Annotated in this window: 22 protein-coding genes; 9 read left to right on the top strand and 13 right to left on the bottom strand. The window is 64.5% G+C overall.

From position 1 onward, the window contains the following. Positions 1-106: 106 nt before the first annotated feature. The gene (gene xrtD, locus ACP156_RS20055) at positions 107-1,702 is read left to right on the top strand and encodes a VPLPA-CTERM-specific exosortase XrtD (protein ID WP_425053153.1); all 1,596 of its coding nucleotides are present in this window, start codon (positions 107-109) and stop codon (positions 1,700-1,702) included. A 55-nt stretch (positions 1,703-1,757) separates the two neighbouring features. Here xrtD and ACP156_RS20050 read toward each other — a convergent pair whose 3' ends face one another. Further along, on the bottom strand, positions 1,758-3,041 hold the full coding sequence (locus ACP156_RS20050) for a glycosyltransferase family 4 protein (RefSeq protein ID WP_425053152.1): 1,284 nt from the start codon (positions 3,039-3,041) through the stop codon (positions 1,758-1,760). A 5-nt stretch (positions 3,042-3,046) separates the two neighbouring features. Beyond that, positions 3,047-3,334 carry a hypothetical protein gene (locus ACP156_RS20045; protein WP_425053151.1) on the bottom strand — a complete coding sequence of 96 codons (288 nt, stop codon included), beginning with the start codon at positions 3,332-3,334 and terminating at the stop codon, positions 3,047-3,049. Between the two features lie 360 nt (positions 3,335-3,694). Here ACP156_RS20045 and ACP156_RS20040 point away from each other — a divergent pair, with 360 nt between their 5' ends. The 4 genes from ACP156_RS20040 (at position 3,695) to rpsD (ending at position 8,067) form a co-directional block, all read left to right on the top strand. Then, the gene (locus ACP156_RS20040) at positions 3,695-5,041 is read left to right on the top strand and encodes an NAD(P)/FAD-dependent oxidoreductase (RefSeq protein ID WP_425053150.1); all 1,347 of its coding nucleotides are present in this window, start codon (positions 3,695-3,697) and stop codon (positions 5,039-5,041) included. A 140-nt stretch (positions 5,042-5,181) separates the two neighbouring features. Then, positions 5,182-6,099, top strand: coding sequence for a lipid A-modifier LpxR family protein (locus tag ACP156_RS20035; RefSeq protein WP_425053149.1), 918 nt, complete (start codon positions 5,182-5,184; stop codon positions 6,097-6,099). Between the two features lie 86 nt (positions 6,100-6,185). Further along, positions 6,186-7,256, top strand: coding sequence for a Hint domain-containing protein (locus ACP156_RS20030; RefSeq protein WP_425053148.1), 1,071 nt, complete (start codon positions 6,186-6,188; stop codon positions 7,254-7,256). 190 nt (positions 7,257-7,446) lie between these two features. Then, positions 7,447-8,067, top strand: a complete 621-nt coding sequence (gene rpsD / locus ACP156_RS20025; RefSeq protein WP_425053147.1) for a 30S ribosomal protein S4 — start codon at positions 7,447-7,449, stop codon at positions 8,065-8,067. 78 nt (positions 8,068-8,145) lie between these two features. Here rpsD and ACP156_RS20020 read toward each other — a convergent pair whose 3' ends face one another. From ACP156_RS20020 to ACP156_RS20010, 3 genes are all read right to left on the bottom strand, one after another. Further along, positions 8,146-8,919, bottom strand: a complete 774-nt coding sequence (locus ACP156_RS20020; protein WP_425053146.1) for an ATP-binding cassette domain-containing protein — start codon at positions 8,917-8,919, stop codon at positions 8,146-8,148. After that, positions 8,916-9,983, bottom strand: a complete 1,068-nt coding sequence (locus tag ACP156_RS20015; RefSeq protein ID WP_425053145.1) for an ABC transporter permease — start codon at positions 9,981-9,983, stop codon at positions 8,916-8,918. The genes ACP156_RS20020 and ACP156_RS20015 overlap by 4 nt, the downstream gene beginning before the upstream one ends. A 79-nt stretch (positions 9,984-10,062) precedes the next feature. Further along, positions 10,063-11,085: a sugar ABC transporter substrate-binding protein gene (locus ACP156_RS20010; protein ID WP_425053144.1), complete on the bottom strand. Its 1,023-nt coding sequence runs from the start codon at positions 11,083-11,085 to the stop codon at positions 10,063-10,065. Positions 11,086-11,255: 170 nt separating this feature from the next. Here ACP156_RS20010 and ACP156_RS20005 point away from each other — a divergent pair, with 170 nt between their 5' ends. Continuing rightward, a complete protein-coding gene (locus ACP156_RS20005) occupies positions 11,256-12,479 on the top strand; it encodes an ROK family transcriptional regulator (protein WP_425053143.1) in 1,224 nt (407 codons plus the stop codon). Between the two features lie 2 nt (positions 12,480-12,481). Here ACP156_RS20005 and ACP156_RS20000 read toward each other — a convergent pair whose 3' ends face one another. Together ACP156_RS20000 and ACP156_RS19995 are read right to left on the bottom strand one after the other, a co-directional pair. Beyond that, the gene (locus ACP156_RS20000; protein ID WP_425053142.1) at positions 12,482-15,010 is read right to left on the bottom strand and encodes an ABC transporter permease; all 2,529 of its coding nucleotides are present in this window, start codon (positions 15,008-15,010) and stop codon (positions 12,482-12,484) included. Further along, positions 15,007-15,702 (bottom strand): ABC transporter ATP-binding protein, encoded by a 696-nt coding sequence (locus ACP156_RS19995; RefSeq protein WP_425053141.1) that lies wholly within the window; start codon positions 15,700-15,702, stop codon positions 15,007-15,009. The genes ACP156_RS20000 and ACP156_RS19995 overlap by 4 nt, the downstream gene beginning before the upstream one ends. Between ACP156_RS19995 and ACP156_RS19990 the strand changes: the two genes are divergently transcribed. Further along, on the top strand, positions 15,671-16,378 hold the full coding sequence (locus tag ACP156_RS19990) for an arylesterase (protein WP_425053140.1): 708 nt from the start codon (positions 15,671-15,673) through the stop codon (positions 16,376-16,378). The two genes, ACP156_RS19995 and ACP156_RS19990, sit on opposite strands and share 32 nt — an antisense overlap. Positions 16,379-16,382: 4 nt before the next feature. Here ACP156_RS19990 and ACP156_RS19985 read toward each other — a convergent pair whose 3' ends face one another. From ACP156_RS19985 to puuE, 5 genes are all read right to left on the bottom strand, one after another. After that, a complete protein-coding gene (locus tag ACP156_RS19985) occupies positions 16,383-17,303 on the bottom strand; it encodes a PHP domain-containing protein (RefSeq protein ID WP_425053139.1) in 921 nt (306 codons plus the stop codon). A gap of 96 nt (positions 17,304-17,399) precedes the next feature. Further along, the gene (locus ACP156_RS19980; RefSeq protein WP_425053138.1) at positions 17,400-18,827 is read right to left on the bottom strand and encodes a uracil-xanthine permease family protein; all 1,428 of its coding nucleotides are present in this window, start codon (positions 18,825-18,827) and stop codon (positions 17,400-17,402) included. 52 nt (positions 18,828-18,879) lie between these two features. Beyond that, positions 18,880-19,371: an ureidoglycolate lyase gene (locus ACP156_RS19975; RefSeq protein WP_425053137.1), complete on the bottom strand. Its 492-nt coding sequence runs from the start codon at positions 19,369-19,371 to the stop codon at positions 18,880-18,882. Further along, a complete protein-coding gene (locus ACP156_RS19970) occupies positions 19,368-20,189 on the bottom strand; it encodes a bifunctional allantoicase/(S)-ureidoglycine aminohydrolase (protein WP_425053136.1) in 822 nt (273 codons plus the stop codon). The genes ACP156_RS19975 and ACP156_RS19970 overlap by 4 nt, the downstream gene beginning before the upstream one ends. Beyond that, positions 20,186-21,598 carry an allantoinase PuuE gene (puuE, locus tag ACP156_RS19965; RefSeq protein ID WP_425053135.1) on the bottom strand — a complete coding sequence of 471 codons (1,413 nt, stop codon included), beginning with the start codon at positions 21,596-21,598 and terminating at the stop codon, positions 20,186-20,188. Before puuE ends, ACP156_RS19970 begins: the two co-directional genes overlap by 4 nt. A gap of 162 nt (positions 21,599-21,760) precedes the next feature. On the opposite strand from puuE, the gene uraH reads away from it, so the two are divergent. Together uraH and ACP156_RS19955 are read left to right on the top strand one after the other, a co-directional pair. Beyond that, a complete protein-coding gene (gene uraH, locus ACP156_RS19960; protein ID WP_425053134.1) occupies positions 21,761-22,114 on the top strand; it encodes a hydroxyisourate hydrolase in 354 nt (117 codons plus the stop codon). A gap of 152 nt (positions 22,115-22,266) precedes the next feature. Beyond that, complete coding sequence (locus tag ACP156_RS19955; RefSeq protein WP_425053133.1) at positions 22,267-23,496, top strand: urate hydroxylase PuuD; 1,230 nt, start codon at positions 22,267-22,269, stop codon at positions 23,494-23,496. Between the two features lie 16 nt (positions 23,497-23,512). Here ACP156_RS19955 and ACP156_RS19950 read toward each other — a convergent pair whose 3' ends face one another. After that, complete coding sequence (locus ACP156_RS19950; protein WP_425053132.1) at positions 23,513-24,103, bottom strand: TetR/AcrR family transcriptional regulator; 591 nt, start codon at positions 24,101-24,103, stop codon at positions 23,513-23,515. Positions 24,104-24,470: the final 367 nt, after the last annotated feature.

The following is a 24,470-nucleotide window of genomic DNA, read 5'->3' as shown; positions in this document are numbered from 1 at the left end:
ACCCGATTGTGATGACCGTCCGGGCCGGCTGGCTTGACATGAAACGAGGGCGTTGCCACAGACTTGGCTCGCATTGCCGCAGAACACCGGATTAAGCCGAATGTCCTTGTCTGAACCGACCAAACACGTTGTGCCACTGTCGCAACGGATCAACGTCTCCGGTCTTCTCTGGTTCATCGCTCTGGTGCTGGTGCCGATCCCGGTGTTCTGGATCGGCTTCGTCTCGCTTGGCAAGGCGTGGATGACGGCCGAGTACAGCCACGGGCCCCTGATCCCGGCGATCTCGATGTACCTGTTCCTGCGCGAGCTTCGGTCACGCCCGGCAGCGCCCGACGGATCACCGGTAAACCGGCGGCCGGGTATATTGGTGCTGATGGCGGGACTGCTGATCGGCGTGCTGGGCAACCTGGTGCAGATCCCGGATATCGCGACCTACGGTCTGATCGTCTGGGTCGGTGGCGTCATGCTGGTGTGCATGGGCTGGATGCAGGGCAAGCACCATTTCCTGCCGGTCGTGCATCTTGTGTTCATGCTGCCGCTGCCGCAGTTCATCTATTGGAAGCTGTCGATCTTCCTGCAACAGGTGTCGTCGGTGATCGGCGTATGGTTCGTCTCGGCTGCCGGAATTCCCGTGTTCCTGGAAGGGAACGTGATCGACCTTGGCGTCTACAAGCTTCAGGTCGCCGAGGCCTGTTCCGGGCTGCGCTACCTGTTCCCGATCCTGTCGTTCTCGTACCTGTTCGCGATCCTGTATCGCGGGCCGATGTGGCACAAGGCGCTGCTGCTTTTGTCGGCGGCGCCCCTGACGGTGCTGATGAACTCGGTCCGGATCGGCATCATCGGCATACTTGTCGACCGCTACGGCATCGGTCAGGCCGAAGGGTTCCTGCACGTCTTCGAAGGCTGGGTGATCTTCGTCTGCTGCATCGCGATCCTGTTCCTGATGGCGATCCTGCTGCAACGGCTGACGCCGAACCCCAAGTCGCTGTCCGAGACGATCGACCTCGATTTCGCGGGGTTTGGCGGCGAAGCGACCCGCATCCTCGGCATCACCGCGTCGCGCGGCCTGATCGTGGCGACGCTTCTCAGCCTTGCCGTGTCCGCGGCGATGGTTCTGACGCCGAGGGCAGAGGGCATGGTGCCCGAGCGCGAGCCTTTCCAGCTGTTCCCGCGCCGGGTGGGCGATTGGTCGGGCTACACGCAAGAGCTTGATCCGGCGGTGGCCGGTGTTCTGGCGGCGGACGACTATTTCAACGGCACCTACATGGCGCCGGGCGAGGGGCAGTCGGTGAACTTCTTCGTCGCATGGTACCAGTCGCAGACGGACGGCACCGGCATCCACTCGCCCGAGGTCTGTCTGCCGGTCGGTGGCTGGGAAGTGTCAGCGATCGAGCCGCGGCAGGTCGACATGAGCGGCACGCCCTACGGCACGTTTACGGTCAATCGCGCGATCATCCAGAAAGAGCTGCAAAAGCAGCTTGTCTACTACTGGTTCGAACAGCGCGGCCGCCGGATGACGAACGACTATCTGGCGAAGATCAGCGTCGTGCGGGACAGCATCCAGCGCGGGCGCAGTGACGGTGCGCTGGTGCGGTTCGTCACCGTCATTGGTCCGGACGAGACCGAGGCAGATGCCGAAGTGCGGATGGAGCGGTTGATGGCGGAAGTCCTGCAGCGGCTGCCGCGGTTCGTCCCCGAATAAACGAAACGCCCGGCGCTGGCCGGGCGTTCGTATCCGTCATGGCACGCAGGGTCGGTCAGACTTCCGCCGGTTGCTCGACTTTCGTCAGGCCCTTCACGGCTGCCGGATGCCCTGCCTTCACGAAGACCCGTTCGTAGGCTTCCAGCAGCGGCGGAACCGAGTGCGCCCAGCTGAGTTCGCGCATCACGCGGCGGCGGCCTGTCTGGCCCATCGCCTTGCCCTTTTCCGGATCGTCCATCAGCTCGGCGATCTTGCGGGCGAAGTCCACGGGATCGTTGTTCGCAGCACAAAGCGCCGCGTCGCCGGCAGAGACCTTGCCTTCGGTCAGATCGAACTGCACCGACGGTTTTTCCAGCGTCATGTACTCCATGATTTTGTTCATCGTGGAGATGTCGTTCATCGTGTTCTTCGGGTCGGGCGCGACGCCGATGTCGATCGCGTTCAGCGCGTCCAGCAGATCGTCGCCGTACAGCGGGCCGGTGAAGGTGAAATGCTCGGTCAGGCCGCGCCGGGCGACGTCGGCTTTGACCTCTTCCAGATGCGGGCCGAAGCCCACGATGACCGAGTGGATGTCCTTGCGGTCCATCTCGTTCACAAGATGGTCGACGGCGGCCACCAGAAGATCCATCCCTTCCTGCTGACCGATCACGCCCACATAGCCCAGCACGGTGCCCGCGCCCTTGCGGTAGTCGGGGTTGCCGGGGCCGGGGCGGAACTTTTCGATCTGCGGGGCAGAGCGGACGACGAAGACGTCCTCGGGCTTCATCTTGCCGCGCCGGATCGCGATGTCGCGGAAGCTGCCGTTGGTGGCGATCGAGACCGAGGCGGTGGCGAAGGTCAGGCGCTCCAGCACCATCATAAGCCGCCACAGCATCCCGCGCTTGCCGAACTTCGCCTCGAACAGCTCCGGGCAGACATCGTGGTGGTCGAACAGGAAACGCACGCCGCGAAGACGGTGCCACCACGCCAGCAGGAACACCAGATCGGGCGGGTTGCAGCCGTGGATCACGTCGAAGCCGGCTTCGCGGCGCACCTTCGACGCAAGGCGGAACCAGTTCCAGATCGCGGCACCGTATTCGCGGGCATAGGCGACGGCGCCGGAATGCGCCTCGGGCGGCATGGGATGGCGCCAGATGCGGATGCCGTCGATTTCCTCGTACAGCTTGTCCCAGCCGCGACCGGTCGGGCAGATCACCGACACCTCGTAGCCTGCCTCTTTCAGCGTCGTGGCCTCAAGCCAGACCCGGCGGTCCAGCGGGACCGGCAGGTTCTCGACCACGATCAGAACCTTCCGGTCGGTGCTGAAGGTCGTCGTTTCCGCGTCGAAGCGTTCGTTCATCTGGGTCACTTCAATTCACCCCGAATGTAGGCCGGGGCAAAAGCGCGGCCCCGTGTCTTTGAATACGGATGCAAGTCTGCCCCGGAATGTGGCGGCAGGCTAACGGTATTAAGTCGCAGGACGACCTGTTTCCGCGACGCCTTGGCCGCGCGGCCAGAGATCCGTGCAAATATGCGGCTGTTCAGCAAGGCCACCGGCGCGAACAGACGGGCGGAGCCGACTTTCAGACGCCGCACCAGGCCTTCACTAAACGAGGACAATGCCGCCGATGCGGTGGTCTTTGTTTCTGTCATTCATCCAGCGCCCCCTCGGCGCGGTCTGGAAAGCAGAAGCAGAGGCCCGGCTGCTGACCGGGATTCGACATTCTACACGCCCTGCATGGCAGGGACTGGTACTGCAAACCCATGCTTGGCAACGCTTAAAACGGCCCGGCACAACTCGTCGCATGATCCGCACCACCCAGAGCGGAAACAAGCCTCGCGAGTGTCCCCAAGAACCACCGCGCAGGCAACCGCAACTTTCCGGCAATCGGGCCGACCGACCCGTGACGATGCCCGGACGACAAGGCGACGCGGCGCTTCGCCTTTTCGCCAGATGGCGTTCGTGATCTAGAGGTGCGGGCGCGGGGCCGCGCCAATCCAAGGAGCACGCGCATGATACCCTTCCCGATCGGTGAAACCTCGGAGATCGAGCACGGCGGGCCGCTGCCGGAGGCGACCGATGCGGTGATCATCGGGGCGGGTGTCGTCGGAATATCGGCCGCGCTGTTCCTGCGGGAACTGGGGCACAAGGTGGTCGTGCTCGAAAAGGGGCGGGTGGCCTGCGAACAGTCGTCGCGCAACTGGGGCTGGATCCGGCAACAGGGCCGCGACCCGCACGAATTGCCACTGATGATCGAAGCGCGCCGTCACTGGCTGGATTTCTCGCGACGGACGAACGAGGCGCTGGGCCTTGTCGAGGGCGGCGTCACCTATCTTGCCGAGTCGGAGAAGGACATGGCGTCGTTCTCTGACTGGCTGACCTATGCGAAGGACCACGATCTCGACACGCACCTGATGTCAGGGAGCGAAGTGGCCGAGATGATCCCCGAGATGGCGGGCCGCTATCACGGGGCGCTGCGGACGCCGTCGGACATGCGGGGCGAACCGTGGGTAGCGGTGCCGACACTGGCGCGGCTTGCGGCGCAGGAAGGTGCCGTCATCGCCGAGAATTGCGCCGCCCGGATGCTGGACATAGAAGGCGGGCGCGTGACCGGGGTCATCACCGAACGCGGCCGCATCCGCGCCGAACAGGTGCTTGTGTGCGGCGGCGCGTGGTCCAGCCTTTTCCTGCAGAACCACGGCGTCCGCATCCCTCAGCTTAGCGTTCGGGCGACAGCGGCGGCCACCAACCGGCTGCCCGAGGTCCATTCGGGCGGCGTGGCCGACAACGGCGTTGCGTTCCGGCGGCGGCAGGACGGCGGCTATACCATCGCGGCGGGCGCGTTCCACGACCTTTACATCGGGCCCGAGGCGTTCCGGAACCTGCCCAAGTATATCTACACGCTGGCAGAACACCCGTTCGGCACGCGTTATCACCCCATGGGCCCACAGCACTATCCCGACGCATGGGGGACGCCCCGGTCTTGGTCCGGCGAAGAACAAAGCCCGTTCGAGAGGATGCGGGTGTTGAACCCTGCGCCCAGCGAAGCGGCAAAGCGGAAATTCCTCAAAAAGTTCCGCGCGATGTTTCCGGGCTTTGGCGAGATCGGGCTGCGCGCGGTCTGGGCCGGTATGATTGATCTGATGCCGGACGTTGTGCCGGTGATCGACCGATGCGAAGCGATCCCAGGCCTTTGGATCGGCACCGGTCTCAGCGGTCATGGTTTCGGAATCGGCCCGGAAATCGGCAGGGTTCTTGCCTACATGATGATGGGCCAGCCGCCGAAACAGGATCTTGTGCGCTTCCGCCTGTCGCGTTTCACGGACGGCTCGAAAGTGCGTCCCGGTCCGGCGTTGTAATCCTTTGCGGCCCGGGCGCGCCCATATCGTGTGTCCAACCTGCCACGTGTCCGAAAATGGACCGCCTGCGCCTATGTGACGCCGGAATCTGTGCCTATAAGGCCAGTGTCGGGGGACACGTGGTTTTTTGGGGACCGAGAATGAAAGTTGCCGCTAAGGCGTTCCTGTCCGTACTTCTGGTATCGTTGATTCTGCTGCCGCAGACCGTGGCCGCGCAGGGACGCGAAACGATTGGCTGGGGCCGGTTGTTCACCAACGATTTTCTCGGCGACAATCAGGACCGCTGGCGCACCGGCGCCTATGTGGTCAGCAAGGTGATCGGCCCGCACTGGGTCGGCGAGCGCCCGACCCGCATGGGCGAGATGCTGGAATTCCGCTTCCGCTCGGAAACGATCGCGCCGTCCAACCTGTCCAATCCCGCGCCGGATGACCGCCGCTATGCCGGCGTCTTCTCGGCCGGCGTCCACACGCATTTCGACCGCAACGGTCTGGAGATGAGCCTTGGTGGCGATCTGGTTGTCGTCGGGCCCGTCACCGGCGTCGGCTGGTTCCAGACCGAGGTTCACAAGATCTTCGGCGCGCCGGTGCCCGACCTGTCGAACGAGCTTCCCAACCACATCTATCCGACGCTGCTGGCGGAAGCCGGTCAGTCGTTCCAGATCACGCCGTCGCTTAAGCTGCGCCCCTTCCTCGAGGCGCAGGTTGGTGTCGAGACCTATGCGCGGCTTGGTTTCGATATGCTGTTCGGCAACGTCGGCCAGCGCGATTTCTTCATGCGTGACGTCACCACCGGGCACCTGTACCGTGCGACAGAGACCAAGGGCAAAGGCTTCTCGGGCGTGCTCGGGGCGGACATCGCCTATGTCGAGAACTCGGCCTACCTTCCCGGCTACGATGGCTATGAGCTTACCGACGCACGGATGCGCGTCCGCGCCGGTATGCACTGGCAGGGCGAGCGGAACTCGATCTTCTACGGTGTGACGTGGCTGAGCGAGGAATTCGAGGCGCAGACAGAAAGCCAGATTGTGGGTTCTGTGCGACTCAACTTCAGATTCTGAATTAGCACCGTTCAAGTCCCTTCACAGGACGGCCCCGGTTTGCGAAGCTGCTGCCAATAAAAAATAAAATTGGCAGGCATACGGGCATGAAAACGGGCTTTCGCGGCACGTTTGTCATCTCTTGGACGCAGACCGAACTTGACGGTCTTGCGGCAGCTCCGCTGTCCTCGCTGGCCGTCGGTGCCAGCTGGCAGTGGCATGGCGAGCCGGAGCGGGTCGATGGACCGCGCGACGTGCTGGTCCTGTTCGGAGCGGAAGAGACGGCAAACCTTCACAAACACGCCAGTCGCGCGGTCGTCCGCGTGACGGGAATGAACGCACCCAAGGGCGCACCGGCAGCGGTGTCGGTGCCGGAAGAGCCGGTGACCGGCTCGGGGTTCGCGGTAACCGACGGGTTGCGGCGCTATGTGGCGACGCTGATCGAACGGACAGAGGGCGCACCGCTGTGCGTGTTCCACGATGATCTGCCTCCGCGCGACCGCGAGCTGTGGGTCACTCACGTCGCCAGCGGGGAACTGGCGCCGCACCGGACCGGCGACCTGGAGCCGTCGGTGATCTGTTTTACCCCGGACACGCGCATCGCCACGCCTTCGGGGCAGGTTGCGGTGCGGGAGCTGGTCGAAGGCGATATGGTGCTGACCAAGGACGACGGCCCGCAGGCGATCCGCTGGATCGGGCGGCGCCGGATGAGCGGGGCGCGGCTGTACACCATGCCGAACCTGCGACCGGTGCGGATCCGGGCGGGCGCCATCGGGATGGACGTGCCGGACGGTGACCTGCTGGTCTCGCCGCAGCATCGAATGCTGGTGAAGGGCGCGCTGGCGCAGTCGCTGTTCAACGAGCCCGAGGTGCTGGTAGCGGCGGCGGATCTGGTCAACGACCACTCGGTCCTGGTCGACCGGCGTCTGCGCGAGGTGACTTATGTGCACCTGCTGCTGGATCATCACTCGATCCTGTTCGCCAACGGGCTGGAATCGGAAAGCTTCCACCCGGCGACGATGGACCTTGACGCGATGGACGAGGCTTTGCGCGGCGACCTTGCACTTCGCGTGCCGGGCGTCGAACGCGACCCCAGCCGCTATGGCGCCTTTGCCCGGCGGATGCTGACACCGTCCGAGGCGGCAATCCTTCGTTACGGCATGGGACGCCGGCCCTGAGAAACACAGCCTTCCGGGCATTGACTCGGGGGATCGCGGCTGTATAAGCGCCCTTCATCCCGGCCTTCAGTGGCCGGGGTTTTCATTTGGTGTTGGTGGCCCCCGCAAGGGGATGCCTGTCTCCCGCAAGGGAAAGGACAACGCCCTTCATAGCCGCCCCGAGGCGGCGCACGAAAGAAGGAGATCAGAGGTGACCAAACGCACCGCTGCCAAGTACAAACTCGACCGCCGCATGGGCGAGAACATCTGGGGCCGTCCCAAGTCGCCGGTGAACCGCCGCGAATACGGCCCGGGCCAGCACGGCCAGCGCCGCAAGGGCAAGATGTCGGACTTCGGCACCCAGCTGCGCGCCAAGCAAAAGCTGAAGGGCCACTACGGCGACCTGACCGAAAAGCAGTTCCGCCGCATCTTCGCCGAGGCCGAGCGCCGCAAGGGCGACACCGGTGAGCTTCTTGTCGGTCTGCTGGAGCGCCGCCTGGACGCCGTCGTGTACCGCGCCAAGTTCGTGCCGACCATCTTTGCCGCCCGCCAGTTCGTGAACCACGGCCACGTGACCGTGAACGGCCAGCGCGTCAACATCCCGAGCTACCGCGTCAAGGAAGGCGACGTCATCGCCGTTCGCGACAAGTCGAAGCAGCTCGCCATCGTTCTGGAAGCCTCGCAGCTGGCCGAGCGTGACGTGCCGGACTACATCGAAGCGGACCACTCGAAAATGACCGCGACCTTCGTGCGTACGCCGGGTCTGTCGGACATTCCCTACGCCGTTCAGATGGAACCGCACCTGGTCATCGAATTCTACGCGCAGAACTAAGGTTCCGCGCCGATCCGATACGGAAAGGGCCGCACCCGAAGGTGCGGCCCTTTTTCGTTGCCGGAATGCGGTCTTCCGTCAGGCGGCGACACGCTCGGGTTCCTTGGCGCCGGTCATGAACGCCACGGCGTCGGACATGGTATAGTCGCCCGGATTGATAACCGTCAGCCGGCGGCCAAGCCGGTGGATGTGGATGCGGTCCGCCACCTCGAACACGTGCGGCATGTTGTGGCTGATCAGGATGATCGGAATGCCCCGCGATTTCACGTCGAGGATCAGTTCCAGCACCCGCCGCGACTCTTTTACCCCCAGCGCCGCAGTCGGCTCGTCGAGGATGATGACCTTGGATCCGAACGCCGCCGCCCGAGCCACCGCGACGCCCTGCCGCTGACCGCCCGAAAGCGTCTCGACCGCCTGGTTGATGTTCTGGATCGTCATCAGCCCGAGGTCCGACAGCTTTTGGCGCGCGAACTTCTCCATCGCCGGGCGGTCCAGCTTGCGCAGCCACTTGCCCATGAAGCCCGGCTTACGCAACTCGCGCCCCATGAACATGTTGTCGGCGATCGACAGGGCAGGGGACATGGCAAGCGTCTGGTAGACCGTCTCGATCCCGTTCTCGCGGGCGTCGATCGGGGACTGGAAGTGCACGCGCTTGCCTTCCAGCCAGACCTCGCCCTCGTCTGGGATCACGGCGCCGGACAGCGCCTTGATCAGCGTCGACTTGCCCGCACCGTTGTCGCCGATCACCGCAAGGATCTCGCCCGGCATCAGTTCGAAGTCGCAGTGGTCAAGCGCCGTGACACGGCCATAGCGCTTGACGAGGCCTTTGCCCTGAAGAATGGGTTCCGTCATGCCGACACCTTTCTGATCCACTGGTCCACCGCGACGGCGGCGATGATGAGGATGCCGATCAGCAGGTAGGTCCACTGTGCATCCGCACCGGCCATGCGAAGGCCCATCTCGAACACGCCGACGATCAGCGCGCCAAGGAACATGCCGATGATCGTGCCGCGTCCGCCAAACAGCGAGATGCCCCCGATCACGACAGCGGTGATCGCCTGGATGTTGCCCAAGACGCCGGTCGAGGCCGATGGCGAGACCGAGCCGAAGCGACCGATCATCACCCATCCCGCAAGGGCGCAGAACAGGCCGGCCAGCGCATAGACCTGGATCAGCATCCGGTCGCGGTTCACGCCGGCAAGCTCGGCGGCCTCTGGGTCATCACCCACCGCGTAGACGTGTCTGCCCCATGCGGTGTGTCGCAAGACGTAGGCCATGATCAGCACCAGCACGATCAGAAGGACCACGCCATAAGTGACCTGCGCGCCGAACAGCTGGAACCGTTCGCCCCAGAATTGCAGCGCTGCGGCCTCGGCCTCGATGTCCTGACTACGGATCGTCTCGTTCGCGGAATAGATATAGTTGGTCGCCAGCCAGATCTGCCAGGTTCCCAGCGTCACGATGAAGGGTGGAATCCGCATCTTGGACACCAGCCAGCCGTTGATAGCGCCCATCGCGGCGCCGCAAACCAGTCCAAGGACGATGGCGAAGGTCGGCGGGATACCATAGCGGAAGGCGAACTGGCCCATCAGCACAGAGCTGAGAACCGCCATCGCACCGACCGACAGGTCGATGCCCGCCGTCAGGATCACGATGGCCTGCGCGCATCCAAGGATGCCGACGATGCCGATCTGCTGGAAGATCAGCGACAGCGTGGACACACGCCAGAAATTCGGGTTGAGCAGTCCGAAGATCACGACCGCCACGACCAGCACGATCAGCGGCACGATGGCCGGTGTCTGGTGCAGGATGTGGTGGATGCGGCCGATCAGGCCCCGGTCGTGTTCGTCGAACTCTGCCAGCGCGTCTGCGCTGCCGCCTCTGGTCGAGGCTTCGTAGTTATCTGCGTTGGCCATGAATTCCTCCCATTCCGGCCGGGACGCGGGCGCGGACGCCCGCGTCATATCTCATACTCTGCCTAGGTCCGCGTACGGATCAACCCCAGCAGAGGTCCATGCCTTCCTCGACCGAGATCGACTCGACGCCGTCAGCGGGCTCGTCGGTCACCAGCGCGACGCCGGTGTCGAAGAAGTTCTTGCCTTCGGTCGGCTCCGGCTTTTCGCCGCTCATCGCGAAGGTGTGGATCGCTTCGATGCCCAGCGACGCCATCAGCAGCGGGTATTGCTGCGAGGTGGCGCCGATCACCCCGTCGGCGATGTTCTGGACGCCGGGGCAGCCGCCGTCGACCGACACGATCAGCACGTCGTTCTCGCGGCCCATCGCCTTCAGCGCCTCATAGGCACCGGCGGCGGCGGGTTCGTTGATGGTGTAGACGACGTTGATCTCGGGATCCTGCGCCAGCAGGTTCTCCATCGCGCGGCGGCCACCTTCCTGGTTGCCCTGGGTCACGTCGTTGCCGACGATGCGGTCGTCTTCCTCGTCGCCCCACTTGTTCGGGTCGCCCAGGTCGATGCCGAAGCCCTGCAGGAAGCCCTGGTCACGCAGCACGCCGACGGTGGGCTGGCTGATGTCGAGGTCCAGCATCGCGATGCGGGCATCGGCGGCAGCGTCGCCCAGCTTGGCGGCGGCCCATTTGCCGATCAGTTCACCGGCAAGGAAGTTGTCGGTGGCAAAGGTCGCGTCCGCCGCATCGATCGGATCCAGCGGAGTATCCAGCGCAATCACGAGGATGCCCGCTTCACGCGCCTGCTCGACCACCGGCACGATGGCCGAGGTGCTGGACGCGGTGATCAGGATGCCTTTGGCGCCATCGGCGATGCAGGTTTCGATCGCGGCGACCTGAGTTTCGTTGTCGCCATCGACCTTGCCGGCGAAGGTTTTAAGCTCGATGCCCAGTTCGTCTGCCTTGGCCTGAGCGCCTTCCTTCATTTTCACGAAGAAGGGGTTGGTGTCGGTCTTGGTGATCAGGCAGGCGCTGATGGTTTCGTGGCTGGCGGCATTTGCAGCGCCGGCGCATGCGATAAGGGCGAGCGCAGTGCCCGCAGCAAGTTTCTTCATGATCTCCTCCCAAAGGTGCAGAATGCAACTTGTGCGGCACGTGAAGAGCGGGCCGCTGCGTCAATCCTGCGCGATTCGCCACCTTTCTGTCAATTAATAAGTCCGCATGATTTATTTATTGACAGACTCACGCATTGCGGGAAAACTGAAAAGGCTTCGAGGAGGAGGCGATGCCTAAAGAAAATCCCAGCTCGATCCTCGGTACGTCTGACACGGGCATCCGCGGGTCGAACCAAGCGGGCATGCGCGCACATAACGAGCGTCTTGTCCTATCACTAATACGACGTCACGGCGCAACGGCAAAGGCCGATATTGCCCGGGCAACCGGGCTTTCGGCGCAGACGGTCTCGGTCATCATGCGCGCGCTTGAAGCGGACGAGCTTCTGATGCGCGGCGAACCGGTGCGCGGGCGGGTCGGGCAGCCATCGATTCCGATGTCGCTTGCGCCTGATGGTGCGTTCTTCTTCGGGTTGAAGGTCGGCCGCCGGTCACTAGAGCTGGTGCTGACGGATTTTCTTGGGAAAGTCCGTGCAAGGGTGCGACAAACGCACGACTACCCGATGCCGGAAGCGACCGTTCGTTTCACCCGCAACGCCCTGACGCGGATGCTAACGGCGATGACCCCCCGAGACCGCGACCGGGTGGCGGGGCTGGGGATCGCCATGCCGTTCAGCCTTTGGGACTGGGCCGACAACCTGTCCGCGCCGCACGAGGACATGGCAGCATGGCGGAATGCCGATCTCGGGCGGTCCATTTCGCGGGTCATCGACATTCCCGTGCTCGTTCAGAACGACGCGACCGCCGCCTGCGGCGCCGAGCTTGTCTTCGGGCGTGACGAAACGCCGGTCGATTTCCTGCACTTCTACATCGGTTATTTCATCGGTGGCGGGGTGGTGCTGAACGGAAGTCTCTACTCGGGGCCGGGCGGCAATGCGGGTGCAGTCGGCTCGATGCCGGTCCCGGCGCAAGAGCCGGGCGGCCGGGATCGCCAGTTGATCGACGTTGCAAGCCTTGGCGGGCTTGAGGAACGGTTGGTCGCGGCCGGGCTGGACACATCCGAGCTTTGGGATACGCCAGAGCAGCTTGAGATGCAGCCCGACGTTCTGTCCGACTGGATCGAAGACGCCGCCGCCGGCATCGCGCATGCCATCGCCTCGGCGGTCTCTGTGATCGACTTCGGAACCGTGATGATCGACGGCTGGATCACGCAGGACATGCGGCGGCGGCTGGTCGAAGCGACGACGACCCACCTGGAAAAGCGGAATATGGCGGGGCTTGCCACGCCCGATGTGCGCGAAGGCAGCATCGGGGCGGACGCGCGTGCGCTGGGCGCGGCGAGCCTGCCGCTGTCGGAACGCTACCTTGTCGAACGGCTCGCCTTTCAAAGCGCCTGACGCTACTCGCGCGCCCGCAGCACTCGCGCGGGTCGCGCAGCAAGGGGCCGCCATGCAAATGCGAGGCCGGCGAGCAGGGTGATGACAACGCCGCCCACGACGATCAGCACTGCCGAGACCGGCTCGAACACAAAGTCGGTCTCCATCACGAACCGGGTCACCGCCCAGCCGGCCAGCCCGCCGGTCGCGATGGCGACCAGCCCCGCGGCCAGCCCGAACACGGCGCTGCGCCAAGCGAAGTTCGCCAACACCATGCCACGCGTCGCGCCCAGCGTCTTGAGGATCGCCGCCTCGTAGGTCCGCGCCCGCTCGCCCGCCGCAGCCGCACCGATCAGCACGATGAAGCCGGTCAGCAGCGTCGCCAGCGCGCCATAGGTGGTGGCCGCCGCGATGCCCGCAAGGATCTCTGCCGCGCGTGCGATGGCGTTCCGGACCGAGATCATGGTGATGTTCGGCCACGTTCCGCCAATCTCTCGCAGCAGTCGCGCCTCTGCGTCCCGTGCGGCGTAGATCGTCGCGATGTGGCTGTGCGGCGCCCCGCGCAGGGCGTCCGGGTTCATCGAAAGGACAAAGCCCATTCCGGCGTTGGAGAAGTCGACTTCGCGGAAGCTGGTGACCTCGGCCGTCACGTCCCGGCCCAGCACGTTGAGGGTGATCGTGTCTCCGAGTTGCAGCCCGATCTCGGCGGCCTCTTCCGCGGCGAAGCTGACCTGCGGCGTCCCGGAATAATCCTCGGGCCACCATTCGCCGGCAGTCACCTCGTCCCCGGTCGGCGGCGTGGCGGAATAGGTGATGCCCCGGTCGCCGCGGACCACCCAGTGATCGCCTGCGACCTCTTCCGAGGGGCGGCCGTTGATCTCGGTGATCACGCCGCGCAGCATCGGTGCGGTCTCGACACGGCTGACCTCGGGGTCGTTCTCGGCAGCGTCTAGAAAGTCCTGAAGCTGGTCGGTCTGGATGTCGACGACGAAATAGCTGGGCGCGACTTCCGGCAGGTCCCGTGCAATCGCGCCGCGCAGGTTGCTGTCGATCTGACCCACCGCGGCCAGCACCGTCAGGCCAAGGCCCAGCGACAGGACGACCGAGCCGGCCTCGCTGCCCGGTCCGCCCGCTGCTCCCAGCGCCATTCGCAGCGACGAGCGTCCCCGCACCGCCCTCGACCGTCCGGCCGCCCGTGCGGCGCGGCGGGTCAGGCTTGCCACGCCCAGCAGCACAAGAAATGCGCCGAAGATGCCCGCCGCCGACCACATCGTCAGGGATGGCAGGCCGGACAGCGCAGAGGCCGATCCGACCAGCAAGAGCAGCAGGACAGCCGTCGCCGCGACATAGGGCCAGCGCGGCCACCCGGCGCCGCCCTGCGCGCCGTCGCGATACAGGGTCGCCGCGCGCACCTGTTCGGTCCGCGCCAGCGGCCACAGGGTGAACAGCGCAGCCGCGAGGATGCCGTACAGCGCGGCTTCCAACAACGGTTCGGGATGGATGCCGAACACGGCGGGAACCGGCAGTTGAGCAGAGATCAGCGGCTGGAAGACAAGCGGCAGCGCCGCGCCAAGGACAAGGCCGATCACCAGCCCCAAGGCTGTCAGCGCCGCGATCTGGAAGGCGTAGACCAGAAAGATCGTCCGGGTCTCCGCGCCCAGCGTCTTGAGCGTGGCGATGACGGATGTCTTGCGATCCAGATAGGCCCGCACCGCCGCCGCCACTCCGACGCCTCCGACCGCCAGTCCGGCAAGGCCCACAAGGACAAGGAAGCTTGCCAGCCGGTCGATGAACACCGCCGTTCCCTGTGCGGCGTTGCGGGTGTCGCTCCAGCGGTGGCCGGCGCCTTCCAGCGCCTCGCCCGCCTGCGCACGCAGCGCATCGAGGTTCGAGCCCGGCGGCAGAGCAAGGCGGTATTCGGTTTCGTACAGCGTGCCCGGCTGTATCAGGCCGGTGCTGTCCAGATCGGACAGGCGCACCAACGTACGCGGCCCAAGGGTGAAACCGCCCCCGGATGTGTCGGGCTCTCGCGTCAGCGCCGCCATCAGAATGAAATCGCCGGTGCCAAGCCGGAACCTGTCGCCGGGCTCCAGCCCCAGCCGCGCGATTAGGACCGGGTCCATCACCGCACCCGGTAGCCCGTCCGCCCCGTCAAACGCCGTCTCCAGCGGCATCGCCGGGTCCAGCACGGCCTCGCCATAGATCGGATAAGCGCCATCGACGCCCCGGATCTGTGTCAGGCTTCGGTCGTCGGCTTCTGGCACCACGGCCATCGACCGGAAGTCGACCGTCTCGGACACCTGCGTCGAGACGCTTTCCATCCACGCCCGCTCTGCTTCGGTGGCGAAGCGATAGGTCAGCTGGATCTCGGCGTCTCCGCCCAGAATGATCGCTGCATCTCGGGCGAGGCCCTGTTCGACCGAGGTGCGCACGCTGCCGACCGCCGCGATGGCGGCGACGCCAAGCGCGAGGCAGGCAAGGAAGACGCGAAAGCCACGGATACCGCCGCGCAGCTCGCGCCGCGCGATGCGGGCGGCGATGCGGGCGCTCATTCGGCGGCGGCCCGCTGTGCGTCCGCGGCCAGACGGCCGTCCACCAGTTCGATGACCCGGTCGCAGCGCGAGGCCAGTTCCGGCGCGTGGGTGACAAGGATCAGCGTCGACCCGTGCCGGTCGCGCAATCCGAACAGCAGATCCATGATCGCGCTGCCGTTGACCCCGTCGAGGTTGCCGGTCGGTTCGTCCGCCAGCAGAACCTCGGGCCTTGGCGCGGCGGCGCGGGCCAGCGCCACGCGCTGCTGCTCGCCGCCCGACAGTTGCGACGGATAATGCCCCGCTCGCGGTCCCAGCCCGACAGACTGCAGCTCGGCCTCGGCACGGTCGAAGGCATCCGCAACACCGGCAAGCTCAAGCGGCGTCGCGACATTTTCCAGCGCGGTCATCGTCGGAATGAGGTGGAAGCTCTGGAACACCACCCCCATATGATTGCGACGGAACCGGGCCAGCGCGTCCTCGTTCATCGCCGTCAGGTCCTGGCCCAGTACCTCGACCTTGCCGCCGGTGGCGCGCTCGAGCCCGCCCATGAGCATGAGGAGAGACGACTTGCCGCTGCCCGACGGACCCACCAGCCCCAGCGTTTCACCGCGCGCCACGTCCAGCGAGATGCCTTTCAGAATGTCGACCGGTCCGGCGTTCCCCGCCAGAGACAGGCGGGTGTCGGTCAAAGAGACGACGGGGTCGGGCATCGGCAAGGTCCTTTCGCTGCGCTCTATCGCATATGGGTCCGGGCGGTGGCTGCGCAACCTTGCTGTCGCGTTCGTCATCGGCACCGGTGCAGCCACGGCGCAGCCTGCCGTCGTGGCCGCTTTGGGCGACAGCCTGACCGCAGGCTACGGGCTGCAGAAAGACGCGGGCTTCGTGCCGCAGTTGCAGGCCTGGCTGGACGCGCAGGGCGCCGATGTCGAACTTCGCAACGCGGGCGTTTCGGGTGACACGACGGCGGGCGGCCTGTCGCGTATCGGCTGGACGTTAAGCGATGACGTGGACGCGATGATCGTGGCGCTGGGCGGCAACGACGTGCTGCGCGGGACAGAGCCCGAGGTCGCGCGCGCGAACCTTGCGGGCATCCTCGATGCGGCGCAGGCGGCAGGGGTCGAAGTGCTGATCTTCGGCATCGACGCGCCAGCGAACTATGGCCCCGACTACAAGCGCGATTTCGACGCGATCTATCCCGAATTGGCCGAGGAATACGATGCGGTGCTTGGCCCCGACTTTCTGCAACCGATCATCGAGACTGCAGGCGAGGGGCCGGTCGCGCAGTATATGCAGGCCGACGGCATCCATCCGAATGCCGAGGGCGTGCAGATCATCGTCGATGCACTGGGCCCCTCGGTTCTGGAACTTCTGGACCGGCTGGACTGAAGCGTCAGTCCAGCCAGATCGGGTTCGACCAAGCGCGTTTGCCCGCCGCGTCGATCACGGTGACGCGGACCCACGGCGAAGCCGCGAACTTGTGCAGCGGCAGGGACGAGCGGGTCATCGACAGCCCATGCACCGCCTTCGCCGTGTTGCCCTGCGCCTGCACGATCATCGATACGACCGCGCTGCTTTCCACGACGATCTCGTCATCCGTCACCACGATATTGCGCAGCTCCGGTCCCTGGCTGGAGTAGAACGCCCCCGCTTTCAGCGCGTCGACCAGCGCGTCGGGGTCGTTCTCGGTTGCCTTCACCATCACCCAGCCGCCGAAGTGATCCGGCTCGGTGAAATGGGCGTCGTCGGTTGCGATCAGGTTCAGGCGGCGCCCCTCGGCCAGCAGCAGGTCGAGCGTGTGGAACCCGTCCGGCCGGTCGGCGCCCGTCGCGCAGCCGTGGTTGTAGGTCTCGACCGCATGCGCGGCTTCAAGCGAGCGGGCGTCGTCCAGTGTCAGCCCCGACCACTGCGGGTGCGCGATCGAGACATAGGCCCCGGCGGCGACGGCGCGCGCGGCAAGCTGCGGGCCGGTCTCCTGATCGTCGGTGACGAAGAAATCCTTTGTGGCGGGCGGCTCGAACCCGGCGGGCAGGCCGACGGCGAGGATGTGCCACAGCTCTCCATTCGCCTGCGCGCCCGAATGCAGTTCGGCGCCGAGGATGGTGGTGAAGTCCGGCTTGCGGTAGGGCTCGGTGTCGGCGATGGGCCAGCCGTAGCGGCCAAGAAAGTGGTCGGTCAGCGAGATGAAGTCATAGCCTTCGTCGCGGTACCGGCGGCAGACTTCCTTCGGCTCCAGCGCGCCGTCGGACAGGGTGGAGTGTGTGTGCAGGTTTCCACGGTGGAACCGGCCGGGGGCGGTGAAGAAATCGGTCATTGTCGTCCTGTCAAAGCTGCGGCTTCGCCTTATCGCCGTGTACTCTGACAGCAACGTGACAGCCATGCCAAGGCATGGCTGCCTTGCGATTTTGCATCACTCGCCGGGCATGGCGCCCTTGCCGTGGCCGGATAACCCGCCCGAGACCTCTTCGGTCGACTCGTCGGACAACGGCACCGGCAGCACGAGGTTCAGGACGATGGCGATGGTCGCGGCGGGAAGGATGCCCGAGACCATCAGAACCCGCAGCCAGTCAGGCAGGTATTGCACCGCCTCCGGTTCCAGTTGCAGGCCAAGGCCCACCGAAAGGGCGACCGCGAAGATCACCATGTTGCGGCGGTCCCAAAGCACGTCGGACAGCATCGAGATACCCGAGGCTACGACCATCCCGAACATGACGATCACGCCGCCGCCCAGCACTTCGATCGGGACCGTGCGGATCACGCCGCCGATCTTCGGCACCAGCCCGCAGATGATCAGGAAGATGGCACCGAAGGTCACCACGTGGCGGCTCATGACGCCGGTCATCGCGATCAGGCCGACGTTCTGGCTGAACGAGGTGTTTGGGAAGCCGCCGAACAGGCCGGCCAGTGCCGTTCCGACACCGTCCGCGAAGGTTGCGCCCTGGATCTCTTTGTCGGTGGCTTCGCGTCCCGCGCCGCCCTTCACGATGCCCGACACATCGCCCACCGTCTCGACCGCCGAGACGAAGGCCATCAGGCAGAATCCCAGAACGGCGGCAGCCGAGAACTCGAAGCCGTATTTGAACGGCTCGGGCAGGGCGAAGGCCGCGGCGTTGTTCCACGAGCCAGCGATTGCCGAGGTGGGAAGCATACCGACGAGGATCGCGTAGACATAGCCGACCAGAAGGCCGATCAGCACCGCCGAGACCGCCAGCATTCCCTTGGCAAAGAACTTGAAGCCCAGCGTCACGAAGATCACCACCAGCGCCGCCGACCAATTCAGTAGCGAGCCATATTCCTCGGTTCCCTTGGCGGGCACGCCGCCTGCGGCGTACTGGATGCCGACCTGTACCAGCGCAAGGCCGATCATCGTGACCACAAGCCCGGTCACCAGTGGCGGCAGGGCAAAGCGGATCTTGCCGATGAAAAAGCCGATGCAGGCGTGGAACAGGCCGCCGATGATGACGCCGCCGAACAGCGCGGCCAGAGCATCGACGCCCTTACCGGCGACCAGCGGGATCATGATCGGGATGAATGCGAACGAGGTGCCCTGCACGATGGGCAGCGCCGCGCCGACCGGCCCGACCGTCACGGTTTGCAACAATGTGGCGATGCCTGCGAACAGCATCGACATCTGGATCAGGTACAGCAGTTCCGGAAAGTCGGGCGAGTTCGATCCAAAGCCGAAGCCCGCCGCCCCTGCGACGATGATCGCGGGCGTGACGTTGGCGATGAACATCGCCATGACGTGCTGGATGCCCAGCGGGATCGCCTGCCACACCGGCGGCGTATAGTTCGGGTCTTTCAGTTGTTCCGGGGTTCCGATGCTGGCCTCGGCCATGTCCCTGTTCCTTTCCGTGTGTGCGGGGAAGAGGGCCTTCTGCCGGGCCCGTTCACGGAAGCGTTACACGGAACGGCGTTTCAAACCAGAATTCTTCAAGGTTGGGCGTGTCGCCGATGCGGTCCACGACGGCAAACAGTCCGTTGCCTGCCACCGGCGTAAGCACACCGTGCCAACAGTTGCGCATATAGTTAACGCCTTGCCCCGGTGCAGTGACGAAGGCGCGGGGAGTACCCGGCTTGCCGTCTTCGTCTTCGGCGACGATCACAAGGAACGGCTCGCGGTCCAGAGGCAGGAACGCCTGACTGCCCTCGGGGTGGCGTTCGACCATGTCGAGCGTCAGGGGAAGGTCGCGCAGTTCGGCTTGAAACACCGAGATGCCGGCGCGTCCGCCGGGGCCGAAATCCATCCGCGCTCGGTCGTGGAACCGTCCGCACAGGCCCTGATTGATGATCTTGTCCGGCTCGCCCGCCGCCTCCAGCACATCGCCGAACGAAGCGAAGGCCGAGGCGGTCAGCGGCTGGGCGGTAATTGTCAGGCTCATTTCAGAGCCGTCAGCGACGGGTGCCTGTTGACGTCCTTGTACAGCAGATAGCGGAACGGCTCGTCGCCCGTGGCGATGCAGGCCTGCGGGCAGAACGCACGAAGCCACATGAAGTCGCCGGGGCCGACCTCGACCCAGTCCTTGTTCAGCAGGTACCGCGCGGTTCCCTGTAGAACGTAAAGGCCGTGTTCCATCACATGCGTCTCGGCAAAGGGGATGCGGCCGCCGGGCTGGAAGGTCACGATGTTCACATGGAAATCGTAAGACAGGTCCAGCGGATCGAGGAACCGCTGCGTCGCCCATCTGCCGTCGCATTCAGGCATCGGGGTAACCGGCACGTCGTCTTCGTGGATGATCAACGGCTCGGGGACGGACAGCCCCTGCGCGTGGACATAGCGCTTGCGGATCCAGTGAAAGCCGCAGGGCTCGTCGTAGATGTTCCACAACTGCCACGGCGCGGCGGCGGGCAGGTAGACGAAAGTGCCCTCGGTCAGTTCGTGATTGTCGGCGCCCAGCGTCAGTCGCGCCTTGCCGCGGGCGATGAACAGAACCGCTTGCGCGTCGCGGTCGGGCTCGGGGTCGGCGCTGCCGCCGCCGGGCAGGATCTCGACCGCGTATTGCGCGAAGGTCTCGGCGAAACCGGACAGCGGTCGGGCGAAGATCCATGCACGGTGGTTGTGCCACGTGGGCAGGAAACTGGTCACGATGTCACGATGGGTGATCGCGGGCAGGACCGCATAGGCGGTCGTGAAGACGGCAGTGCCTTCCGCACTGGCTGATTGATCCGGCAAGCCGCCGGACGGAAAGGCGTAACTCACGCCAACAGCTCCTTTAGTCGCAATTCCGCGATGCGTTCGACCTGTTTGCAGGCTTCGGCGAACTCGGTGTCCCGGTCGTTGCCGATCCGGCGCTTGAAAGCGGCCAGGATGCCCGGCTTGTCATTGTCACGCACGGCGATGATGAACGGAAATCCGTGCTTGGCTGTATACTCGGAGTTCAGACTCGTAAAGGTATTCCGCTCGTCATCGGTCAGCGCGTCAAGGCCGGCGCTGGCCTGTTCACTGGTGCTGTCGGCGGTCAGCTGTTTCGCCGCCGCCAGTTTGCCCGCAAGGTCCGGGTGCGCGTTCAGAACCGCCAGCCGCGCTTCGGGCGGGGCGGTGCGAAACACGCGGGCCAGCGCGCTGTGTACGCCGACCGGCGTATCGTGTGCCGGGCCAAGCTCTAGGTCCCACGCCTGTTCGGCGATCCACGGCGAATGCTCGAAGATGCCGCCGAACATCTCGACAAACCGGTCTTTCGACATTTGCGAGGGGCGTTCGACCCGCTTCGGCGGATGCGTCGCTTCCCAGTGGCGGGCGATGTCGATGCGGCGGGGCGTCCAAACGCCCTCGAACCCAGAGATGTACTCGAGAAAGCGCTTTAGCCCGGCGATCTTTCCGGGGCGGCCGATCAGGCGGCAATGCAGGCCGACGGACATCATCTTGGGGCTTTCGGCGCCTTCCTCGTAAAGCGTGTCGAAAGCGTCCTTCAGATAGATGAAGAAATCCTCACCCGTCACCCAGCCGGGCGATACGGCGAAGCGCATGTCGTTGGCTTCCAGCGTGTACGGGATGATCAGCTGGTCGCGGTCACCAACCTCCAGCCAATAGGGCAGGTCATCGTCGTAGGTGTCCGAGACATAGGCGAAGCCGCCTTCTTCCGACACCAGACGCACCGTGTTGGCCGAGCAGCGTCCGGTGTACCAGCCCAGCGGGCGCTCGCCCACGACTTCGGTGTGCAGGCGGATCGCCTCGGCGATAGAGGCGCGTTCCTCGTCCTCGGGCATATCCTTGTGTTCGACCCATTTCAGCCCGTGGCTGGCGATCTCCCACCCGGCGGACTTCATCGCGGCGACCTGTTCGGGGCTACGCGCCAGCGCAGAGGCGACGCCGTAGATCGTCAGCGGGATGTCCATGCCGGTGAACAGCCGATGCAGCCGCCAGAATCCGGCCCGCGCGCCGTATTCGTAGATCGACTCCATGTTCCAGTGCCGCTGTCCCTGCCACATCGCCGCGCCGGTGATGTCGGACAGGAACCCCTCGGACGCCGCGTCGCCGTGCAGGATGCAGTTCTCGCCGCCTTCCTCGTAATTCAGCACGAACTGCACCGCGACGCGGGCGCCGCCGGGCCAATTCGCCTGCGGAGTGTCAGGTCCGTGGCCGATCATGTTTCTGGGGTAGCGGTTCACGACACGGTCTCCGGTTGTTTCGGTCCCATGGTTTTTGCCCATCTGCCGGGAGGACGCAAATTTATGCGGCAATTGAACACGCTTTCGGCGCGTGCTGTCTGTCCTTTTGCCTTTGGATTGGGCAGGTTCTTCGCACAAGTCGAAACCGGACCGGAGACTGCGATGGGATATCTGACGACACATGTTCTGGACACTGCGAAAGGCGTGCCGGCGAAGGGGATCCGTATCCTGCTGTATTCGGTGTCCGGCAACAGCCATCGCAAGATCGCCGAGGCGGTGACAAACGACGACGGACGCACCGATGCGCCGATCCTGCCCGAGGGCAAGTTCAAGACCGGGACCTACGAGTTGATCTTCTTCGCGGGCGACTACCTGCGCGAGACGGGGCAGGGCGGTGACGAGCCCCTGTTCCTGGATCAGGTGCCGATCCGCTTCGGCATGAGCGACGGCGAGGCGCATTACCACGTGCCGTTGCTGCTGTCGCCCTATGGCTATTCCACCTACCGCGGCAGCTAGGCGGCCCGGCTTCGCCCAATCGGTGACCAGATGACCGCAAAATGCGCGCTGCGACGCCGGCGTGGATTGCCTGCGGCGGCGGGTTCGGGCGAGTATCGGTGTGAATATCAAGCAACGGGGACGCGAACCCCGGGCAAGACGGGGACAACGGAATGTACGACTGGGCGGTGATAGAGGCATGGCTGGAATTCGCCGTGCGTTGGACGCATGTGATTACTGCGGTCGCGTGGATCGGGTCGTCGTTCTACTTCATTGCGCTGGACCTTGGCCTGCGGCGGGACCGCGACATGGGGATGGCCGATGGCGAGGAATGGCAGGTCCACGGCGGCGGTTTCTACCACATCCAGAAATACCTTGTCGCGCCCGAGGCGATGCCCGAGCATCTGACGTGGTTCAAATGGGAAAGCTATTCGACATGGCTTTCCGGCGCGGCGATGCTGATCCTCGTCTACTGGCTGGGGGCGGAGCTGTACCTGATCGACCCCGAGAAGGCGGACCTTGCCGTGTGGCAGGGCATCCTGATCTCGGCCGTCTCGCTGACGATCGGCTGGCTGGTCTACGACACTCTTTGCAAGTCCAAGCTGGGCGAGCGGCCGACGACCCTTATGCTGTTGCTGTTCGTTTTGCTGGTGGTGATGGGCTGGGGCTATAACCAGATCTTCACCGGACGCGCGATGATGCTGCACCTTGGGGCGTTCACCGCGACCATCATGACGGCCAACGTGTTCTTCATCATCATGCCGAACCAGCGGGTGGTGGTGGCGGACCTGAAAGCGGGCCGCAAGCCCGACCCGAAATACGGCAAGATCGCCAAGCTGCGGTCGACCCACAATAACTATCTGACGCTGCCGGTCATCTTCCTGATGCTGTCGAACCACTATCCGCTGGCCTTTGCGACCCAGTGGAACTGGATCATCGCGGCGCTGGTGTTTCTGATGGGCGTCACCATCCGGCACTACTTCAACTCTCTGCACGCGCGGAAAGGCAACCCGCATTGGACATGGATCGTCACGCTGCTGCTGTTCATCGCCTGTGCGTGGCTGTCCACCGGCCCGCAGTTCCTTCCCGATGAGGACGCGAAAGAGGTGGAGTTGAAGGGCGCCGCATTGCGCTTCGCCAAGGCCGAAGGGTTCGAAGAGGTCCACGCCATCGTCATGGGCCGGTGCAGCATGTGCCATGCGGCAGAGCCGTTTTACGACGGTATCCTCTGGCCGCCGAAAGGTGTGGAGCTGGAAACCGAAACGCAGGTGGCCCGCTATGCGCGCATGATCTACCTGCAGGCCGGTCGGACCCACGCGATGCCGCCTGCCAACGTGTCCTACATGGAACCGGAGGAGCGGGCGAAAATCGTGGAGTGGTACGAGGCGGCCACCCGGGGGTAGGCCGCCTCGGACAAGTTCAGTGGCTCGGAAGGAACAGGTCGATGACAGTATCGACCGTCGCGTGCGCGCGTTCCCAACGGGCTTGGTCCGGACCTTCCAGCTGACCGTCAAGCGCGATCATGATGGCGCCATGCGTCGCGAACCAGATGGTCCGGGCGATCGCATCGGCGTTCTTGGCCGAACCGTTGGACAACACCGTTCGCACCCGATCCGTGATCGGGCCGATGGATTCGTCACACAGGTTGATCTCGTGCGCGCTGGCGTCATGCGACGGCGCGAAGATTAGCCTATACAAGGCCGGGTGCTCGATTGCGAAGTCGACCGCACCGTGCCCCCGCCGGCGGATCGCTTCGACGGGGCAAAGTGCTGCCTCGTCGATGTGGGTTTGCCGCATTTCGACCATCTCGGTGAAAACGCGCTCGCGTACGCGGTTCAAGAGATCGTCCTTGTTAGTGAAGTGTGCATACAGCGCCGGAGCGCTGCATCCGATCCGTTTAGCTAGTGAAGATAGTGATAGCCGGTCTGGAGCTTCACGCAGCAACGCGCTGGCTTCAACGATGGCTTTGCTTTTGATGTCTATTGCGTCTTGTTTTTTGGGCCGTGCCATGGCCGTCTCCCCTGGCGATCTTCATCCCTTCCGGCCGTATTCTCATGCTTTTGTCGCTCACCGCGGCCGGTTCGGTGTTATTCAAATAGTCAGATTCCCGTTAAACTAATAGGTTTGACGTGGCGTCTCAAAGTAAATGATCCTCAAAGGTCGGCTTTGGTGCAATTTGGCTTCATTTGTGCGCAGGATTAGTACACAGAATTTATCCTTTCGCCATTAATAGTTGGCATCTTGCGGGATTTCCTTTCCTTAAGGTCAATAAGTTTTCGACGTTACGTAAATTATTGGTAGATTTCCGTAGCGGAACTAAAGAGCCTAAAGTTTTATTTAAGTCTATTTAGATTTAATTCAGTGGCGGATTGGCGGG

It is taken from the genome of Psychromarinibacter sp. S121 (assembly GCF_049801035.1).
GTDB lineage: Bacteria > Pseudomonadota > Alphaproteobacteria > Rhodobacterales > Rhodobacteraceae > Psychromarinibacter.
The sequence above is the reverse complement of the archived record's forward strand: the minus strand, read 5'-3'. Positions and strand labels throughout refer to the sequence as shown.